Annotated in this window: 17 protein-coding genes; 6 read left to right on the forward strand and 11 right to left on the reverse strand. The window is 74.1% G+C overall.

Annotation, left to right across the window (positions count from 1 at the left end; genetic code table 11):
* Positions 1-111 precede the first annotated feature (111 nt).
* Both ACJOT3_RS20795 and ACJOT3_RS20800 read right to left on the reverse strand, forming a co-directional pair.
* Positions 112-1,074, reverse strand: a complete 963-nt coding sequence (locus ACJOT3_RS20795; RefSeq protein WP_406974673.1) for a GNAT family N-acetyltransferase — start codon at positions 1,072-1,074, stop codon at positions 112-114.
* 195 nt (positions 1,075-1,269) lie between these two features.
* Complete coding sequence (locus ACJOT3_RS20800; RefSeq protein WP_406974674.1) at positions 1,270-2,478, reverse strand: benzoate/H(+) symporter BenE family transporter; 1,209 nt, start codon at positions 2,476-2,478, stop codon at positions 1,270-1,272.
* A 125-nt stretch (positions 2,479-2,603) separates the two neighbouring features.
* Between ACJOT3_RS20800 and ACJOT3_RS20805 the strand changes: the two genes are divergently transcribed.
* Complete coding sequence (locus tag ACJOT3_RS20805) at positions 2,604-3,368, forward strand: class I SAM-dependent methyltransferase (RefSeq protein ID WP_406974675.1); 765 nt, start codon at positions 2,604-2,606, stop codon at positions 3,366-3,368.
* Between the two features lie 123 nt (positions 3,369-3,491).
* On the opposite strand, the gene ACJOT3_RS20810 is transcribed toward ACJOT3_RS20805, so the two are convergent.
* From ACJOT3_RS20810 to solA, 4 genes are all read right to left on the reverse strand, one after another.
* Entirely contained in the window at positions 3,492-3,875 is a 384-nt protein-coding gene (locus ACJOT3_RS20810; protein ID WP_406974677.1) for an antibiotic biosynthesis monooxygenase family protein, read from the reverse strand.
* 251 nt (positions 3,876-4,126) lie between these two features.
* On the reverse strand, positions 4,127-5,224 hold the full coding sequence (locus ACJOT3_RS20815; RefSeq protein ID WP_406974679.1) for a M48 family metalloprotease: 1,098 nt from the start codon (positions 5,222-5,224) through the stop codon (positions 4,127-4,129).
* A gap of 110 nt (positions 5,225-5,334) precedes the next feature.
* Positions 5,335-6,141 (reverse strand): SDR family oxidoreductase, encoded by an 807-nt coding sequence (locus ACJOT3_RS20820; RefSeq protein ID WP_406974681.1) that lies wholly within the window; start codon positions 6,139-6,141, stop codon positions 5,335-5,337.
* A gap of 88 nt (positions 6,142-6,229) precedes the next feature.
* Complete coding sequence (gene solA, locus ACJOT3_RS20825) at positions 6,230-7,417, reverse strand: N-methyl-L-tryptophan oxidase (protein ID WP_406974683.1); 1,188 nt, start codon at positions 7,415-7,417, stop codon at positions 6,230-6,232.
* 503 nt (positions 7,418-7,920) lie between these two features.
* Between solA and ACJOT3_RS20830 the strand changes: the two genes are divergently transcribed.
* The gene (locus ACJOT3_RS20830) at positions 7,921-8,601 is read left to right on the forward strand and encodes a lytic polysaccharide monooxygenase auxiliary activity family 9 protein (RefSeq protein ID WP_406974684.1); all 681 of its coding nucleotides are present in this window, start codon (positions 7,921-7,923) and stop codon (positions 8,599-8,601) included.
* A 54-nt stretch (positions 8,602-8,655) separates the two neighbouring features.
* On the opposite strand, the gene ACJOT3_RS20835 is transcribed toward ACJOT3_RS20830, so the two are convergent.
* Complete coding sequence (locus ACJOT3_RS20835; protein WP_406974686.1) at positions 8,656-9,288, reverse strand: response regulator transcription factor; 633 nt, start codon at positions 9,286-9,288, stop codon at positions 8,656-8,658.
* Positions 9,279-10,394, reverse strand: coding sequence for a sensor histidine kinase (locus tag ACJOT3_RS20840; RefSeq protein ID WP_406974688.1), 1,116 nt, complete (start codon positions 10,392-10,394; stop codon positions 9,279-9,281). The genes ACJOT3_RS20835 and ACJOT3_RS20840 overlap by 10 nt, the downstream gene beginning before the upstream one ends.
* 252 nt (positions 10,395-10,646) lie before the next feature.
* On the opposite strand from ACJOT3_RS20840, the gene ACJOT3_RS20845 reads away from it, so the two are divergent.
* Positions 10,647-12,134, forward strand: a complete 1,488-nt coding sequence (locus tag ACJOT3_RS20845) for a nitrilase-related carbon-nitrogen hydrolase (RefSeq protein ID WP_406974690.1) — start codon at positions 10,647-10,649, stop codon at positions 12,132-12,134.
* Positions 12,135-12,226: 92 nt separating this feature from the next.
* Here the strand turns inward: ACJOT3_RS20845 and ACJOT3_RS20850 are convergent, their stop codons facing one another.
* Positions 12,227-12,472 carry a hypothetical protein gene (locus tag ACJOT3_RS20850; protein WP_406974691.1) on the reverse strand — a complete coding sequence of 82 codons (246 nt, stop codon included), beginning with the start codon at positions 12,470-12,472 and terminating at the stop codon, positions 12,227-12,229.
* Positions 12,473-12,576: 104 nt separating this feature from the next.
* On the opposite strand from ACJOT3_RS20850, the gene ACJOT3_RS20855 reads away from it, so the two are divergent.
* The gene (locus ACJOT3_RS20855; RefSeq protein WP_406974693.1) at positions 12,577-13,191 is read left to right on the forward strand and encodes a TetR/AcrR family transcriptional regulator; all 615 of its coding nucleotides are present in this window, start codon (positions 12,577-12,579) and stop codon (positions 13,189-13,191) included.
* On the opposite strand, the gene ACJOT3_RS20860 is transcribed toward ACJOT3_RS20855, so the two are convergent.
* Both ACJOT3_RS20860 and ACJOT3_RS20865 read right to left on the reverse strand, forming a co-directional pair.
* Positions 13,172-13,525 (reverse strand): hypothetical protein, encoded by a 354-nt coding sequence (locus tag ACJOT3_RS20860; protein WP_406974695.1) that lies wholly within the window; start codon positions 13,523-13,525, stop codon positions 13,172-13,174. The genes ACJOT3_RS20855 and ACJOT3_RS20860 overlap by 20 nt on opposite strands.
* A gap of 113 nt (positions 13,526-13,638) precedes the next feature.
* The gene (locus tag ACJOT3_RS20865) at positions 13,639-14,196 is read right to left on the reverse strand and encodes an AAA family ATPase (RefSeq protein WP_406974696.1); all 558 of its coding nucleotides are present in this window, start codon (positions 14,194-14,196) and stop codon (positions 13,639-13,641) included.
* A gap of 324 nt (positions 14,197-14,520) precedes the next feature.
* Between ACJOT3_RS20865 and ACJOT3_RS20870 the strand changes: the two genes are divergently transcribed.
* Positions 14,521-15,573: a DUF1996 domain-containing protein gene (locus ACJOT3_RS20870; protein WP_406974698.1), complete on the forward strand. Its 1,053-nt coding sequence runs from the start codon at positions 14,521-14,523 to the stop codon at positions 15,571-15,573.
* Positions 15,574-15,679: 106 nt separating this feature from the next.
* Positions 15,680-17,455, forward strand: coding sequence for a pectate lyase-like domain-containing protein (locus ACJOT3_RS20875; RefSeq protein WP_406974700.1), 1,776 nt, complete (start codon positions 15,680-15,682; stop codon positions 17,453-17,455).
* The last annotated feature ends 15 nt before the right edge of the window (positions 17,456-17,470 follow it).

Raw genomic sequence — 17,470 nt, forward strand, 5'->3', positions numbered from 1 at the left:
CCGCCGGGCGCGGCACTGCGCGGGCCGCGGCGTGGCCAGAGGTCGCGCACGGGGCGCGGCCGGTCGGTCGGCGCTGGCGCCGACCGACCGGAAACCGCTACCGGTCGCGCCCTACAGCGGCGCGTCCCACACCATGTCGATGATCCTGCTGATGGTGGCGTACCCGGCCCGGGCGAAGGCCTCGGCCATGGGAGTGTTCCCCAGGTCGGTGGCGGCCCGGATGTACGTCTCGCCGCCCTCCTCGACCAGCACCCGGGTGCCCTCGGCCAGCAGGTCGTCGATGTACCCGTTGCCCCGGTGCTCGGGCAGCACCGCGATGTACCCGATGATCGGGTGCATGACGTTGCGGGCGGGCAGGACGAACCCGACCGGCTCCCCGTCGGGTGTGGCGGCGATCCGCCACCAGGACCGCGGAGTGGAGTAGCGCCCGAACTCCTCGGCGAACTCGTCGGAGACGACCTCCTCGGGGGTCTTCGTCCGGAGCTCGTTCCGGTGGTGGGCGTCCAGGCTTCCCTGTAGCGCCCGTGCCATCAGGTCCCGCATCTCCTGCTCGTCCCGGATCTCCCGGAAGCGCAGCCGGTCGCCGGGGCTCGGAGCGGCGTCCTTGAGGTCCCACTGGAAGCGCAGCCGCTCCACGAGCAGCGAGCCACCGGTCTTCTCCACGACGGCCATCCGCTCGGCCACCGCCCGGTGCTCGCGCGGGTCGGAGCGCCAGCCGGCGGAAACATACCGGAGGTACTCGGGCGGCACCGTGCCCTCGGGCAGGGTGGCGGCCAACGCGGTGCGCAGCAGGTGTTCGAGGGTGGTCTCCCGGTCCAGGTCCGCGGCCTCGTCGTCGACGTCGAGAACGTCGAGCAGGAGCGGCGCATCGCCCCGGTGCGGCGCCCAGAAGGACAGCCGGGCCACCGGGCGGTCACCGGCCAGGGCCAGCCACATCCACGCGGGATGACGGCGGCCTTCGGCCAGGTCCCCGGCGAATTCGTCGTTCAACAGGTACGGGAACCGGTTGAACAGGGGGAGCTCATCAGGTCCGGTGATCGGACGAACGGTCAGGTCGGATACTGCAACAGTCAAGGCGACACCTTCATGTGTGCGCCCGACCGCCCGGAGGCGGGCCGCGTAGGCCCTAGTGGTTCCCCCGGGAGGCCACGAGCGCGATGTGCACGGTGGACATGGCCCGGCCTCCTCTCGTTGTAGGACCCCGGTTCACCGTTTGTCCCGGGGCGCGTATTTTCTATCGGCCGCGCGCGGTGGGACGCAACCCGTATTTCACGCGGTCTCCGGTTCCTTGTCGGCCGCCGCGCCCCGCCGCGCGGTGATCGCCCAGGTCAGTGCCCCGGCGACCAGGCCCCAGAACGCCGAGCCGATTCCCAGGAAGGTGACCCCCGACGCCGTCGCCAGGAACGTCACCAGGGCCGCCTCCCGCGACCGCTCGTCCGCCAGCGCCGACGACAGCGACCCGCCGATCGTGCCGAGCAGGCCGAGCCCGGCGATGGCCGCGATCAGCGCCGGGGGCAGTGCCACCAGCAGGGCCGCGACGGTCGCCCCGAACACCCCGACGACCAGGTAGAACACCCCCGCCCACACCCCGGCCAGAAACCGCCGCCCCCGGTCGGGGTGGGCCTGGGGGCCGGTGCAGATCGCGGCGGTGATCGCCGCCAGGTTCATGCCGAAGCAGCCGAACGGCGCCAGCACCAGGTTGGTCACCCCGGTCCACCCGATGAGCGGGGACACCGGCACCCGGTAGCCGTCGTTGCGCAGCACCGCCACCCCGGGCAGGTTCTGCGACGCCATCGTCACCACGAACAGCGGCACCCCCACGCTCACCAGCACCTGCCAGGAGAACTCGGGGACGACGAGCACCGGCACCGCCGGTTCGGGGGTCACCCCGGACAGGTCCAGGGTTCCGCGCAGCGCCGCCACGGCGCCCCCGGCGACCAGCGCGGCGGGCACGGCGTAGCGCGGCGACCAGCGCCGGGCCGCCAGGTACACGGCGAACATGGCGGCCACCACGGCGAGGTCGCCCTGCATGCTCGTGAACAGGCCGATCCCGAACTGCAGCAGCACCCCGGCCAGCAGCCCGGCGGCCAGCGGCACGGGGATACGGTCCATGACCTTCTCGAACCAGCCGGTGACCCCGCTCAGCGTGATCAGCGCGGCCGAGAACACGAACGCCCCGACCGCCTGCGCCAGAGTCACCCCGTCCAGGCCGACCGCCAGCAGCGCGGCGCCGGGCGTGGACCAGGCCGTGACGATGGGGGCCCGGTGGCGCAGGGACAGGCCCACACAGGTGACGGCCATGCCCACACCGAGGGCGAGCATCCACGACGCGATCTGCCCGGAGTCGGCCCCGGCGGCCTCGGCGGCGGTGAACACGATGGCCGCGGAACTCGTCACCCCGACCAGCACCGCGACCAGCCCTGCGGTGACGGCGGGCAACGGGGCGACGGTGCCGGTGAACCGGAGCAGTGTCCTCATGGGGGTCCATCCTGGCGAGTCCGTTCCGGTGCGCCTACAGCGGGGTGGCCCCATGACCGGATGACATGCCCGGGCGCGCCGAAAACCACCTGACCCCGGACGGGCCCGGATGTGATCATGCCTCCATGAGCACCTTCGACGACCTGGTGGCCGAGGCCGCCGCCGCACCCGTGGCCGGGTGGGACTTCTCCTGGCTGGACGGGCGCGCCACCGAGCAGCGCCCCTCCTGGGGCTACCACCGCCTGGTGGCCGAACGCATGGCGCGGGCGAGCGCCGCCCTGGACGTGCAGACCGGGGGCGGGGAGCTCCTGGCGGGTGTTCCCCGCAGGCCGCCGCTGACGGTCGCCACCGAGGGCTGGCCGCCCAACGTCGCCACGGCCACCCGCCTGCTGCACCCCCTGGGCGCCGCGGTGGTCGCCGCGGTCGACACCGACCCCCTGCCGTTCGGGGACGACGCCTTCGACCTGGTGGTCTCCCGCCACCCGGTGGCCGCGAACTGGCCGGAGATCGCCCGGGTGCTCGCCCCGGGCGGCACCTACCTGTCCCAGGAGGTGGGTCCGGCGAGTGTTTTCGAGGTGGTGGAGTTCTTCCTCGGCCCGCAGCCGGAGGAGACCCGGACGAACCGTCACCCCGACCGCGCCCGGCGCGCCGCCGAGGCGGCGGGGCTGGAGGTGGTGGACCTGCGGTCGGAGGGGCTGCGCACCGAGTTCTTCGACGTCGGCGCGGTGGTCTACTTCCTGCGCAAGGTCGTGTGGATGGTCCCGGACTTCACCGTGGAGAAGTACCTCGACCGGCTGCGCGCGATGCACGACCACATCGAACGCGAGGGCTCCTTCACCGCCACCACGACCCGGTTCCTCATCGAGGCCCGCGCCCCGCAGAGCCCCTGACCGCACCGCCGTGCCGCCGCCCGCCGTGCCGCCGCCCGCCGCGCCGCCCGCGTCGTGCCCGGGCGGCCGCCCCGGGTGCCCGCTCCGCGCGGGCACCCGGGGAAGGCCGCTTCCCGCTCCTGGTCAGCCCCCGTCCTTGGCGGAGACGCGCTGGATCACCTCGAAGCCCCACAGCTCACTGCCGGTCGCGGCGGGACCGCCGTGCCCGTGGCCGTGTCCCTGCCCCGACTCCTGCCCGTGCCCGTGTCCGGTGCGGCCCGCGTCGGCGGCGGCCTGGGCGTGCCCCCGGCGGAACTCCTGGCTGTTCAGCCAGTTTTCGAAGTCCTCCTGGGACCGCCACCGGGTGTACACCAGGTACTTGTCGGTGCCCTCCACCGGACGCAGCAGCTGGAACTCCTCGAACCCGGGCTGTCCCTCCACCAGGCCCGCACGGTTGGCGAACCGCTCCTCCAGCGTGGCCCCGGCACCCTCCGGGACGGTCAGGACGTTGAACTTGACGACGCTCACGCGGCACCTCCACGGTTGTCGGCGATCTGTACCGCCCAACCTAAGGCAGCCCTCACCCGGTCCCGCGCCGCCCCCGCCGCCCGGATCCCCGTCGGGCCCGGATCTCCGAAGGCCCCGGTCACCGCCGGAGGGTCCGTCCCTCCGGCGGAGCGTACGGGTCGTGGGTTGTCGTCCTGTGGCGTTCTCGTGGTCGCCTGCCGCCTCGCGCCCTGCGTCGGAGCCGATTCTCCGGCGCCCCGCTTTCAGCTCGCTTACCGCGCCGCGGACAGGTCCCGCAGCGCCGCCACCCGGCGCGGCACGGACGGGTGCGTGGCCCCCAACCGCAGCAGGACCCGGCCCCACCCGCTCCGGCTCCACCCGCTCCGGCCCTCCCCGTCCGGACCCCGCCCGCCCCGGACCGGGCCGCCCTCGAACGGCATGATCGCCAGCACCGACGCGACCCCCGGAACACGCAGGTCCCGGGTCGGCGGCGACACCGACGGCCCGCCCAGTTCCAGCAGGGCGGCGGCCAGCACCGAGGGCTCACCGGTCAGCTCGGCGGCGGCCCGGTCGGCGGCCAGCTCCCGGCGGCGGACCAGGATCCCCAGGACCGCCGCCTTGGCCGGCCAGGTCACGGCGAACTGGGCGACCCCCGCGATGACCAGGGGAAGGATCACGAGCCCGGCCGTCAGCAGGACGACGGCGCGCACCAGGCCCACCGCGACCAGGGCGGGCGTCCGCCACCGGGCCGGCACGGTCGGCTCCGGACACCGCTCGTCCAGCTCCCGCGCGCGGTGCGCCTCCACGGCCGGGGCCCAGCGGCTCCCGCACCGGCGGGCCAGCCCGCACAGCCACAGGTCGGCCCGGCCCGCGAACATGAACAGCCCGCCCGGCAGGCGCAGCGCCCACTCGGTCATCGCCCGCGTGAACACCAGGACCCGCTGGTCGCGGTGGTGCAGGTGGGCCAGCTCGTGTGCGATCACCGCCTCCAGCCGCCGGTCGTCCAGCCGTTCCAGCAGCTCGATGGTCACGTACACCGCGGGGCGGCCCCCGGGCGGCGTGTACGCCAGGGAGTTGGGGAGGGGGTGGTCGAACAGCCGCAGCTCCGGCACGTCCCGCCCGGCCAGCGCGCACAGCCGGGCCGTGACCGCGAACAGCCGCGGGTGATCCTCCTCGGTCAACACCGCGTTGTCCCGGATGACCAGCGGCGCCCCCTCGGTGATCCGCATGAACACCTCGGCGCCGACCAGCATCACCGCCACCGGCACCAGGCCCCACCACCAGGCCGCGCCGACCAGGGCGGCCGCCCCGCACAGGACGGCCGACTCCACCGCGGTCACCGCCGCCAGCAGCAGCCAGGCGGCGGCCATCGAGAGCTCCCGCTCCGACCCGCGTCCCGACCCGCGCCCCGGTCCCCGCTCCGACCCGCGTCCCGACCCGGGCCCCGGTCCCCGCCCCGACCCGCGCCCCGGCCCCCGGCTCACTTCAACCCGTGCTTCCGGGCGACGATGTCCAGGATCACCGAACGCGGCATCAGCCGCCGCAGCGCGAACACCAGCGGCGCGTTGCTGCCCACCGCGTACAGCGGCCGCGGCCGGGCGTCCTCGATCGCCCGCAGAACCGTGCGGGACACCGTCTCCGCGGGGATGCCCGCCGCCTCGTTGGCGTTGAGCGCGGCCAGCATGGTGCGGTAGTCGTCGGTGTAGGGGGAGCCCTCGCGCAGGTACTGGGTGCGCCGCTCGCTGATGCCGGTGTTGATGGACCCGGGCTCCACGGTGGCCACCCCGATCCCGTACGGGGAGACCTCGCGGCGCAGCGCGTTCGCGAACCCCTTGATCGCGGCCTTGGACGCCACGTACGAGGACCGGTGCGCCAGCGGGAAGCTGGCCAGCATCGACCCGACCATGACCACCCGCCCGTACCGGCGCGCGCGCATCCCCGGCAGCAGCAGCTGGGTGAGCCGCACCGCACCGAACACGTTGAGGCGGAACAGCCGCTCCAGGGCGTCCATGGGCAGCTCCTCCAGCGGCCCGCTCTGGCTCTCGCCCGCGTTGTTGACCAGCACGTCCACGTCCCCGGCGGCCTTGGCGCAGGCCGTGATGGAGTCCTCGTCGGTCAGGTCCAGGGCCAGGTACTCCACCCCGGCCACGGGGTCGGCGACGGCCTCGGGCCTGCGGCTCGTCCCGTACACGCGGTATCCGCGCCGGACCAGGTCGGCGGCGACGGCCCGGCCGATGCCGGAGGAGGCGCCGGTGACGAGCGCGGTCCGCTGGGTGCTGTTCTGCATTCGGGGGAGTCCTTCCGAGAAAGGGGGACGGGGTGGGGTGCGCTCGCGCCGCGCTGGGGGAGATGATCCCACGGTCCCCTCCCGCGGGTCACGGCCGCCCGGCGTCCCAGCGGTGCGGGTCGAACTTGGAGACCGGCACCGCGGTCTCCCCGTTCCGCGCCAGGTCGGCCAGGGCCGCGCCCACCGCGGAGGCGAACTTGTACCCGTGCCCGGAGAACCCGCCCGCGACCACCAGGCCGGGCAGGTCGCGGTGGCGGCCGATGACGAAGTGCTCGTCGGAGGTCATCGTGTACATGCACGCCGCCATGCGTTCGGGCAGCGGCTCGACGCCGCGCAGCCCGGCGGTGAGCTCACCGAGCCTGCGGGCGTCGTCCGCGTCGGGCGGGCGCGGGCCGGCGGCGGGGTCGGCGGGCTCCCCCCACTGGGACCCGGGGCGGCGCTGCGCGCCGGGCGCCTCGGCGTGCACGCCGATCTTCACGGTGCGCCCGTCCAGGCTCGGGAACCCGTACCAGAGGGTGCCGTTGGGTTCGTCGCGGGCGAACACCGGGCCCGCGGCGTGCGGCGGGGCGCCGTCGGTGAGCCGGAACCAGCCCAGCACCCGGCGCTCCACCCGGATGCCGCCGCCCAGTCCAGCCAGGGCGGGCAGCAGCGTGGGCAGCCACGCCCCGGCGGTGACCACCACCCGCCGGGCGCGGATCTCGGTGCCGCCGACGAACACACGGGGGTGGTCGGGGTCGGGTTCGATCCGGGTGACGGCCGCGCCGGTGATCACACGGGCGCCGGCTCCGCGGGCCAGCCGCACCGCGGCCAGGATGGCGGCCTCGGGCAGGACGGCGCCGCCCTCCTCCTCGAAGACGCCCTCCTCGCCGGGGCGTACCGCGTGCTGGGGAAAGCGTTCGGCCAGGTCGGAGTCGGACAGGTGCTCCACGGCGAGCCCGTGCCGGGCGGCCGCGGCCAGCGATCCGGTCACCGCCGCGCTGTCGGGGGCGCCCAGCATGAGAGCCCCGGTGCGGTGGACGAGCCGCTCCCCGGAGGCCTCCTCCAGTTCGGCCCAGGCCCGCCAGGCGGCCCGCACGAACGGGACGTACTCCTCGCCCTCCAGGTAGGCGGTGCGGATGATGCGGGACTCGCCGTGGCTGGAGCCGCGGTCGTGGCCGGGCGTGAACTGCTCGACCCCGATGGCGTCGACCCCCTGCCGCGCCAGCCGCCACAGGGTCTGGGCGCCCATCGCGCCCAGCCCGACGACGACGGTGTCCGTCTCCACCAGGTCCGCCATGTCCGCTCCTCCCACACACGATCGCACCCCATGCTCCCAGGTCCGGACACACCGGCGCCCGCCCCGGCGAGGAGGCGGGCGCCCTCCCGGAAATGGGGAAATGATCTCCGGGAGCTCAAGGGAAAGGGAAAAGGGGGAAAGTGCGACCGGCAGATTGGGAGCGCTCCCAGTCGCGTCGTGAGCGGGTTGGTGAATGGACGGATGGTGGCACGCCGCCGGGCTCACCGCGCCGGTGCCCGGAGAACCCGAGCGGCGTGCCAGAAAACTAACCCGCCAATGGTGATATGTAAACACCATATGGCGGACTTATTTCAGGAACGCCGTCCCGAATTCCCCCGTCGTCCGCTTGCCGTCTCCCGCTTTCCGCAGGCCCCACCCCGGGCGGACCGGCTCGGCCGAGAATCTTCGGCAGCGCTGTGTTTCGGTCCGGATCCGTTGGGTAACAATCGGCGTGGGAGCGCTCCCCGTCGCGCGGCCTCACGGCCGAGACCGACGGAGACGCAATGCACGAGAACACCGAACCGACCACCCCCCGCCCCCGCCTGCCCCTGGCGGCCCGGGCCCTCACCCTGGCGGCGCTGCCCCTGCTCGCCCTCACCGCCACGGCCGCGCCCGCCTCCGCGCACGGTTCCGTGGTCGACCCCGCCTCCCGCAACTACGGCTGCTTCGAGCGCTGGGGCGACGACCACCTCAACCCGGACATGGCGCAGGAAGACCCCATGTGCTGGCAGGCGTGGCAGGACAACCCCAACGCCATGTGGAACTGGAACGGGCTGTACCGCGACAACGTCGGCGGCGACCACCGCGGCCAGGTGCCCGACGGCACCCTGTGCAGCGGCGGCAATACCGAGGGCGGCCGCTACGACTCCCTCGACACCCCCGGCGCGTGGGAGACCACCGCGGTGGACGACTCCTTCACCATCCACCTCTACGACCAGGCCTCGCACGGGGCGGACTACTTCCAGGTGTACGTCACCCGCCAGGGCTTCGACCCGACGACGCAGGCCCCCGGCTGGAACGACCTGGAGCTGGTCGCGCAGACCGGCCAGTATCCGCCCGGCAACGACTACCTGATCGACGTCACCACCTCGGGCTACACCGGCCACCACATCGTCTACACGATCTGGAAGGCCTCCCACCAGGACCAGGTGTACTACCTGTGCAGTGACGTGGACTTCGGCTAGCCTCCGCTGCCGAAGAGCGGCCCGCCGGGTCCCGGAACACCCGGCGGGCCGCCGTCAGGAGCCCAGGTGGCGCAGGATCGCCAGCACCCGGCGGTTGTACCCCGGTGCGGCGGCCAGCCCGAACTTCTCGAAGATCGCGTTGGCGTGCTTCTCCACCGCGCTCACCGACACGAACAACCGCTCGGCGATCGCCGGGTTGGTGTGCCCCTGCGCCATCAGCTCCAGCACCGCGCGCTCCCGCCCGGTCAGCCCGTCGCCCTCGCCGCCGGCCAGCAGCTGCCGCACCACCTCGGGGTCGAACGCCGCCCCGCCCGACCCCACCCTCTCCAGCGCGTCGAGGAAGCCGTCCACCTCCATCACCCGGTCCTTGAGCAGGTAGCCGACCCCGCCGGTGTTCTCGGTGAACAGCCGGGTCGCGTAGCGCCGCTCCACGTACTGGGACAGCACCAGCACCCCGACCCCCGGGCGCTCACGGCGCAGCCGCACCGCCGCCCGCAGCCCCTCGTCGGTGTGGGTGGGCGGCATGCGCACGTCCGCCACGACCACGTCGGGCTCCTCCGCCCCGACCGCCGCGAGCAGGGCGTCGGCGTCCCCGACGGCGGCGATTACCCGGTGGCCCTCGTCCTCCAGCAGCCGGACCAGCCCTTCGCGCAGCAGCGCCGAGTCCTCGGCCACGATCACCCGCACGGCAGCACCGCCGTCACCGTCGTCGGCCCGCCGGCCGGGCTGTCCACGGCCAGGCTCCCGTCCAGCGCGCCCACCCGGCCCGCCAGCCCGGACAGCCCCGTCCCCGACGGGTCGGCCCCGCCCGTCCCGTCATCGCGCACCCGGACCACCACCGCGTTCCCCTCCCTCTCGACGTGCACGTCCACCCGGGTGGCCCCGGCGTGCTTGACCGTGTTGGTGACCGCCTCGGCCACCACGAAGTAGGCCGCGGTCTCCACCACCGGCGCGATCCCCGCCAGCGGCCCGCAGGACACCCGGATCGGCAGCTCCGACCGGGCGGCCAGCCCGTCCAGCGCCGCCGCCAGCCCGGACTCGGCCAGCACCGCCGGATACACCCGCCAGGCGACCTCCTTGAGGTCGCGGATCGCGTTTCCCACCTCCCGGTGGGCCTGCTCCACCAGCTCCCGGCCGCGCACCGACCCGGGGTCGCGGCGGGCCCGGCCCAGGGCCATGCCGACCAGGACCAGCCGCTGCTGCAATCCGTCGTGCAGGTCGCGTTCGATCCGGCGGCGCTCCCGGTCCACGGCGGTGACCACCCCGGCCCGCGACACGGTGAGCTCGGCGACCCGCTCCTCCAGCAGGTCCCGGCGGCTGGGGCCCAGCAGGCGACGGGCGAGCCAGCGCTCGGTGCCCACCAGCCCCACCAGTCCCTGCACGCTCAGGTACACCAGGGCCAGCCCGAACGGGACGATCCCGACCGGGTTGCCGTCCAGCACCGCCAGGGGAGACAAGGCCAGGTAGAACCCGGCCGGCAGGAAGAAGCCCAGCACCAGCCCGCCGAACAGCCCCACCGGGCACCGCACCGCCAGGTACGCCAGCACGCGCAGCGGGCCGGGCTCCCCGACGATCTCGATCCCGAACAGGGCGGCCAGCCGCCACCGCTCGACCCGCTCCAGCGGCCGCAGCACCCGGTCCAGCAGCCGCCGCCCGCCTTCGGCGGCGCCCAGCGGCAGCAGGACCGGCAGCGCCACCAGCACCGCGACCTCCGCGACCGCCGACACCGCGCCCAGGGCGGTGCCCGCCGCGGCCCGCGCCCAGACACGCACCGCCCGGTCCCCACCGCCCATACGTCCCCCGCACTTCGATCGTGTTCCGCGCTCCGGGTCGCCGCCGACCCCGGCCCGGCGGCCGCCACGGAACACGCTTTAGGACGGTAGCCGCCGCCGGGCGCCGCCGGTACTGCGGGACACCGCAGTTCCCGCCGCGGGATCCCGTACGCACCGGGCGGAATCCCCCATGGGAAACGGGGGAGCCCGCCGCGTAGCTTTTGCGGTGCCCCGGCCGGGCCCGCCACATCCATCCACCCCGAAGGGAGATCCGTGGACTCCGCATCCGTGCGCCGCGCGACCCTGTGGGCGGCCGGGACCCTCCTGTCCGTCTTCGCCATGCAGGCGGCCTGGGACATCGCCCTGCTCGCCTGGCTCTTCCCCGTCCTGCTGCTCCGCTTCACCCGCTCGGTCGGCCCCCTCGCCGCGTCCGTCGGCGCCCTGGCCTCCACCGCCGTCTCCACGACGGTCTGGCTGGCCCTGGCCGACCTGCTGTCTCCGTCCTTCCTCCCGCTCGCCCTGGCCCTCGCCCTGGTCCACGCGGTCCCGTACGCGGTCGACCGGCTCCTGTACCGCCGGGTCGGCCGGTGGGCGGGCGCGGTCTTCCCCGCCGCCGTGGTCGCGGTGGAGTTCGCGGTCGCCTCGGCCACGCCCTTCGGCACGATCCAGGGGGTCCTGGGTGCCACCCAGGCCGAGAACACGGCGCTGATCCAGGTGGCCTCGGTGACCGGGGTGTACGGGGTGAGCTTCCTGATCGCCTGGACCGCGTCGGCCGCCGCACTGCTGTGGGAGCGCGGGCCGAAGGACCGCAGGTCCCGGAACGCCGTGGTCGCCGCCGTCGCGACCGTCGCCCTGGTCATCGTGCTGGGCGGGGCGCGCCTGGTGTTCTCCCCGCCCCCCGCCGACACGGTGCGTGTCGCCGGGGTGAGTGCCTCCAGGGCCGCCTGGGAGGGGCTCCGGCCGACCTTCCACGAGTACGACTCCCTGGAGGCCATCCTCGCCGCCGACCGATCCGAGATGCGCACCCGCTTCGCCGCCGTCAACGACGATCTCCTCGCCGCCACCGGACGCGAGGCCCAGGCGGGCGCCGAGGTCGTGGTCTGGGCGGAGTCGGCGGCCTTCACGCTGGAGGCCGACCGCGACCTGCTGGTGGAGGACATCGCCCGGGTCGCCCGGCGGCACGGCGTGTACGTCAACGCCGGGATGTCGGTCTACACCGAGGCGGCGCCGCACCTGCGCAACCAGATGGTCCTGGTCGACCCCGCCGGGACCGTGCTGTGGACCTACGACAAGAGCCATCCCATCCCGGTGCTGGAACCCTACGAAGCCGGCGACGGCCGCGTCCCCGTGGTCGACACACCCGCGGGGCGGCTGGCCACGGTCATCTGCTACGACGGGGACTTCCCGGGAACCGTTCGCCAGGCGGGCGCCGCCGGGGCGGACATCCTGCTCATCGGCGCCAACACCTGGGAGGGGATCAAGGAGATGCACGCCCGCAACTCGGTGTTCCGCGCGGTGGAGAACGGTGTGTCGCTGGTCCGCCAGGCGAGCCGGGGCCGGGCCAACGCGGTCGACCCGCTGGGGCGGACCCTGGCGACGGTGGACTACTACACCGCCGAGCGGCAGCTCCTGGTGGCCCACGTCCCCGGGGAGGGGGTCCCCACGGTCTACGCGCGGGTGGGCGACGTGTTCGCGTGGCTGTGCGCCGCGGGCCTGCTCGCGCTGGTCGCCGGGGCGGCACCGCGCGCCCGCCGCGGCTGAGACCCGCCTCCGGCCCCGGGGGCGGGGGTGTCCCCGCGACCCGGCAGGGCGGTCCGGCCGCCCTCGCCGGGGCGGCCCGGCCGGGTCGGGGCTCAGTCGTGGGCGATGGCGAAGCAGGCGGCCAGGACCACGATGCACCCCGTGGTCCCGAGCAGGAGCGGCGAGCCGTCGGGCAGGTCGACCCGCTCGGCGAGGGCGGCGAGCGGCCCCCAGGAGACGCCCCAGACGAGTTCGGTGATCCCCGAGCCGTAGCCCTGAACGATCATCAGGACGCCGACGACCAGGGTGAGGCCGTAGATCCAGCCGTCGACGAATATGAGGCGCAGTCGGTCGCGCATGGTCGCCCATCCCTTCTTTCCAATGCGGTCGCATTGCAATGCGCTTGCATTGTAACAACCCCGCGCGGAGTATGGTGCAATGCGGTGCGTCGGAAGGAGGGGCGATGCCCAAGCAGGTCGATCACCGCCAACGCCGGGCCCAGATCGCGGAGGCGGTCTGCGCCCTCATCGCCGACCGGGGCCTGGAAGCGGTGAGCCTGCGTGACGTCGCGACCCGCGCGGGGGTCTCGATGGGCAGGGTCCAGCACTATTTCCACACCAAGGACGACATGCTCCGGTTCGCCCTGGAGTACGTGGGGGAGCACGACGCGGCAGGGGTCCACGAGCAGCTGGCCGCCCTGGCCGACCCCGGGCCGCGCGAGGTGGCCCGGGCCGTCCTGGGAGGCCTGCTCGCCGCGTCACCGGAGGGCGAGGCCCGCCAACGCGTGGGTGTGGCCTTCCAGGCCCGCGCGCTGGTCGAGCCCGGGCTGGCGCGGTTCCTGCTCCAGGGGTACGCGGGGATCCAGGGGGTGCTGGAGGACCTGCTGCGCGCCCACGGCCGGACCGGCGCCGCCCGGGACGCCGCGGTGCTGATGGCGCTCGCGGAGGGACTGCGCCTCCAGTCGCTGCTCGGCCACCTCACCCCCGAACGGGCGAGGGGGATCCTGGACGGTGAGATCGACCGCGTCCTGCCCGGCGGAGACGCCGGGCAGGACGCCGCTAGCTCCCCTCGCCGGTGAGGCGGTCGCGGGCGGCGTCGGTGACGGCACCGCCCGGGTCCTCCACGAACCCGCCGACGGCGTCGGCCTGCTCCTGGAAGCCCTGCACGGTCTCGCCCGCCTCGCCGAAGGCGGCCTCCCCGTACCCCTGCGCCACCTCGGACGCCTCGCCGAACGCGGTCTCCCCGTAACCCTGGGCGGCCTCGGCGGCCCCGCCGAACGTGTCCTCGCCGAACCCCTGCGCCGCCTCCCCGTAGCCCTGGGCGGTCTCGCCCGGATCCGCTGCCCCCTGGACCGCCTCCTCGGCGGCCCCGCCGAAGAGACCCTTGAACCACTCCACGACGTCGTCGAACATCGCCGCACGCTCCCTCTGCTTCTCCGACCCGTACCCGTGCGCCCTACCCGGGTTTTGTAAACCCCGGGTAAGGGGCGGATGCGCTCCGTGATCGGCGCGGGGCGGCCTGCGCCTCAGGTGGCGACGGCACCCGCCAGGTGTTCCGCCACCCGCCGCGCCACCTCCCCGGGCGCGACTCCGGTGGTGTCCACCACCAGGTCGGCCTCCGTGCCCAGCCAGCCGTCGGCCGCCTCGAAGAACGCCGCCGCGCGCGAACGCCGGAACGCCGCCCCGGCCGCGCTGCGCCCGGGGTCGCCGGGGACCAGGGTGTGCCCCGCGATCCGCTCCTCCAGCGTGGCCGGGTCCGTGCGCAGCAGCACGTGGTGCACGGCCATCCCGCGGGCGCGCAGCCCGTCGCCGATCTCCTCGAAGTACCCCCGGTCGAGGACGCTCATCGGCGCCACCAGGTCCTGCCCGGTGCAGGCCGCCACCTCGGCGGCGGTCGCCGCGACCAGCGGCCGCCACGGCGGCAGGTCCTGGAAGTCGGACCGGCCGCTGTCGCCCATCAACGCGGCCAGCATGTACCCCACGATCTCGGGGTCGAAGAGCCGGGCGCCGGGCAGCAGCTCCACCAGTGCCTCGGCGGTGGTGGTCTTGCCGCCCCCGAAGGGACCGTTGATGAAGACGATCACGTGTTCTTCCCTCTTTCCGGGGGGCTCCCGGGCACGGGCGGCGCCCGGGTGAGGTCGTGCAGCCTACCGGCCGCCCCGGTGCCGAACACGGGGACGGGGACAGGTCGAGGCGCTGTTCGCGGCCGTGACCGACCCGCCGACACGGGAGCGGTGGGCGGGGAGGCCCGGAATTTCGGTCGTTAACGGTGTCTTGACACGGCGTGATGAGAGGGAAACACTGGCGGGAGAGCGCTCTCCCGACCGTTTGACGCGGCCGGGCCCGACGACCGATGCGACCCACCCCCTGCTACCGGAGCCGCCCGGCGCGGCCCACCGGAGGTCCGCATGACGAAGAGAAGCCCCCTGTCCCCCCGAACGTTCCTGGTGGTCGCCGCCGCCGCGCTCCTGGGTGCCACCGGCCTCGGCGCGTTCAGCGCGGCCGACACCCTGGACGCCGCCGACACCGCCGAACACGCCGGCCACGCGATGCCCGCGATGGCCGCCCCGCCGCCCGGCGAGTGGGTGCCCGTCGACGAGCCGGTCGAGGGCATCCCCCCGCTGGAGGACCCGCCGCCCTTCGCCGAGCACCGCGAGTTCCAGGCCAACTGCTCGGTGTCCCACACCGCCCCCGACGACCCCATCGTCTACCCCGGCATGCCGGGCGGCTCCCACGACCACACCTTCATGGGCAACACCACCACCGACGCGAACAGCACGCTGGAGTCCCTGAAGCAGGGCGGGACCACCTGCCTGGTCCCCGGCGACCTGTCCGCCTACTGGATGCCGACCATGTTCAACGGCGACCAGGAGGTCCGCCCGACCGGACCCCAGGTCATCTACTACAAGTCGGGCATCCGCGACTACACCAGCGTCCGCCCCTTCCCCACCGGCCTGCGCTACGTCGTGGGCAGCCCCATGCAGAGCGCGCAGGAGTTCATGGACCACCCCGGTGCCATCCAGGGCTGGGAGTGTGGCGACGACTACGACAACGAGGACTTCCCCTCGCAGTGCGCGGAGGGCAGCCAGCTCAACGTGCGCTTCCAGGCGCCCAGCTGCTGGGACGGCCGCCACCTGGACTCGCCCGACCACCAGGCGCACATGTCCTACCCGGTGGTGGTGAACGGGCAGAACCACTGCCCGGAGAGCCACCCGGTCGCGGTGCCCATGATCGAGTTCAAGATGGCCTTCCCGGCCGGCAGCGACACCTCGCAGGTCCACCTGGCGAGCGGGGCGGGCTACTCGTTCCACTACGACTTCTTCAACGCCTGGGACGAGCCGACCCTGGCCGCGATGGTCGACCACTGCATCAACGGCGGGCTCCAGTGCGACGCCCGCGGCTACGACCAGTTCCACCCCGAGCGGGGCGCCGCCCTCAACGAGGACTACGAACTCCCGTAGACCGCCCCGCCCCCGAACCGCTCTCGTGCGCGCCGCGCCTCCCCGCGGCGCGTGCGAGAGCGCTCTCACATCCGGAATGCACGGCCCGCTGCAAGGAGAAACCCCTGTGACCCTCCCGGACCACCACCGCACCGGCCTCACCCGCCGCCAGGCCCTGGCCGGCGCCGCCGCCGTCGCGGCCACCGCGGCCATCGCCGGGCGCGCGCTCGCCGCCGCCCCCGCGGCGGCCGCCGCGGCCGACCCCGACCTGGGGCCCAACGTCACCGTCTTCGACCCCGCCATGCCCCGCGAGGAGATCCAGGCCGCCCTCGACGCGGTCTTCACCCGCCAGGAGTCGGACCAGTTCGGCCCCGGCCGCCACGCCTTCCTCTTCAAACCCGGCCGCTACCAGGACATCGACGCCAACATCGGCTACTACACCCACGTCGCCGGGCTCGGCCGGTCGCCCGACGACGTCGAGATCATCGGCTGGGTGCGCGTCATCGCCGACTGGTTCGGCGGCAACGCCACCCACAACTTCTGGCGCATCAGCGAGAACCTGTCCGTCACCCCCTGGGACGGGTACAACCGCTACGCCGTCTCCCAGGCGGCCCCGATCCGCCGGGTCCACATCCGCGGCGAGATGCCCCTGTGGGACGGCTACGACGGCTGGGCCAGCGGCGGCTACATGGCCGACTGCAAGGTGGACCGGGTCGTCTCCGGCTCCCAGCAGCAGTGGTTCACCCGCAACAGCGAACTCGGCGAGTGGGCCGGGTCGGTGTGGAACATGGTGTTCGTCGGCGTGGACGGCGCCCCGCCGAACCACTTCCCCGACCCCTCCCACACCACCGTCGACCGCACCCCGAAGGTCAAGGAGAAGCCCTACCTGTACGTGGACGACGCCGGGGAGTACCACGTGCTCGTCCCGCACGCCTCCACCGACTCCCGCGGCACCACCTGGTCGAACGGCCCCACCCCCGGCCGCTCGATCCCGCTGTCGGAGTTCCACATCGTCCGCGAGGGCGACACCGCCGCCTCCATGAACGCGGCCCTGGCCCAGGGCCGCCACCTCCTCGTCACCCCCGGCGTCCACCGGCTGGACGAGACCCTGGAGGTCACCGCCCCGGGCACGATCGTCCTGGGTCTGGGCCTGGCCACGTTCATCCCCGAGGGCGGGATCGCCGCGCTGCGGGTGGCGGACGTGGACGGGGTGCAGCTGGCCGGGCTGCTGGTGGACGCCGGGCCGGAGGAGTCGGAGGTCCTCATCGAGGTCGGCCCGCCGGGCGCCTCGGCCCGGCACGCCGACGACCCGATCCACATCCACGACGTGTTCGCCCGCGTCGGCGGGGCCGGACCCGGCAGCGCCGTCACCAGCCTGGTCGTCAACAGCCACGACACGATCATCGACCACGTGTGGCTGTGGCGCGGCGACCACGGCGACGGCGTCGGCTGGGAGGTCAACCCGGCCGCGCACGGGCTGGTCGTCAACGGCGACGACGTCATCGCCTACGGCCTGTTCGCCGAGCACTACCAGCGCGAACAGGTGCGGTGGAACGGCGAGCGCGGGCGCACCTACTTCTTCCAGTGCGAGATGCCCTACGACCCGCCCAACCAGGAGGCGTTCATGGACGGCGACGTCCGCGGCTTCCCGGGCTACCGGGTGGATGCCGGGGTCACCGAGCACCGGGCGTGGGGGCTGGGCGTGTACTGCCTGTTCCTGGAGGACGACACGATCGTCGCCGAGCGCGCCATCGAGGCGCCGGACGCGGCGGGCGTGGAGTTCCGGCACATGGTCATCGTGTCGCTGGGGCAGCTGGGGACCATCGAGCACGTCATCAACGACACCGGCGGCCCGGCCGGTCCGATGAACGACGGAATCGACCACCTGGTCTCCTACCCCTGACCCGCCCGGGGCCCG

It is taken from the genome of Nocardiopsis protaetiae, assembly GCF_045446735.1.
Classification (GTDB): Bacteria; Actinomycetota; Actinomycetes; order Streptosporangiales; family Streptosporangiaceae; genus Nocardiopsis; species Nocardiopsis protaetiae.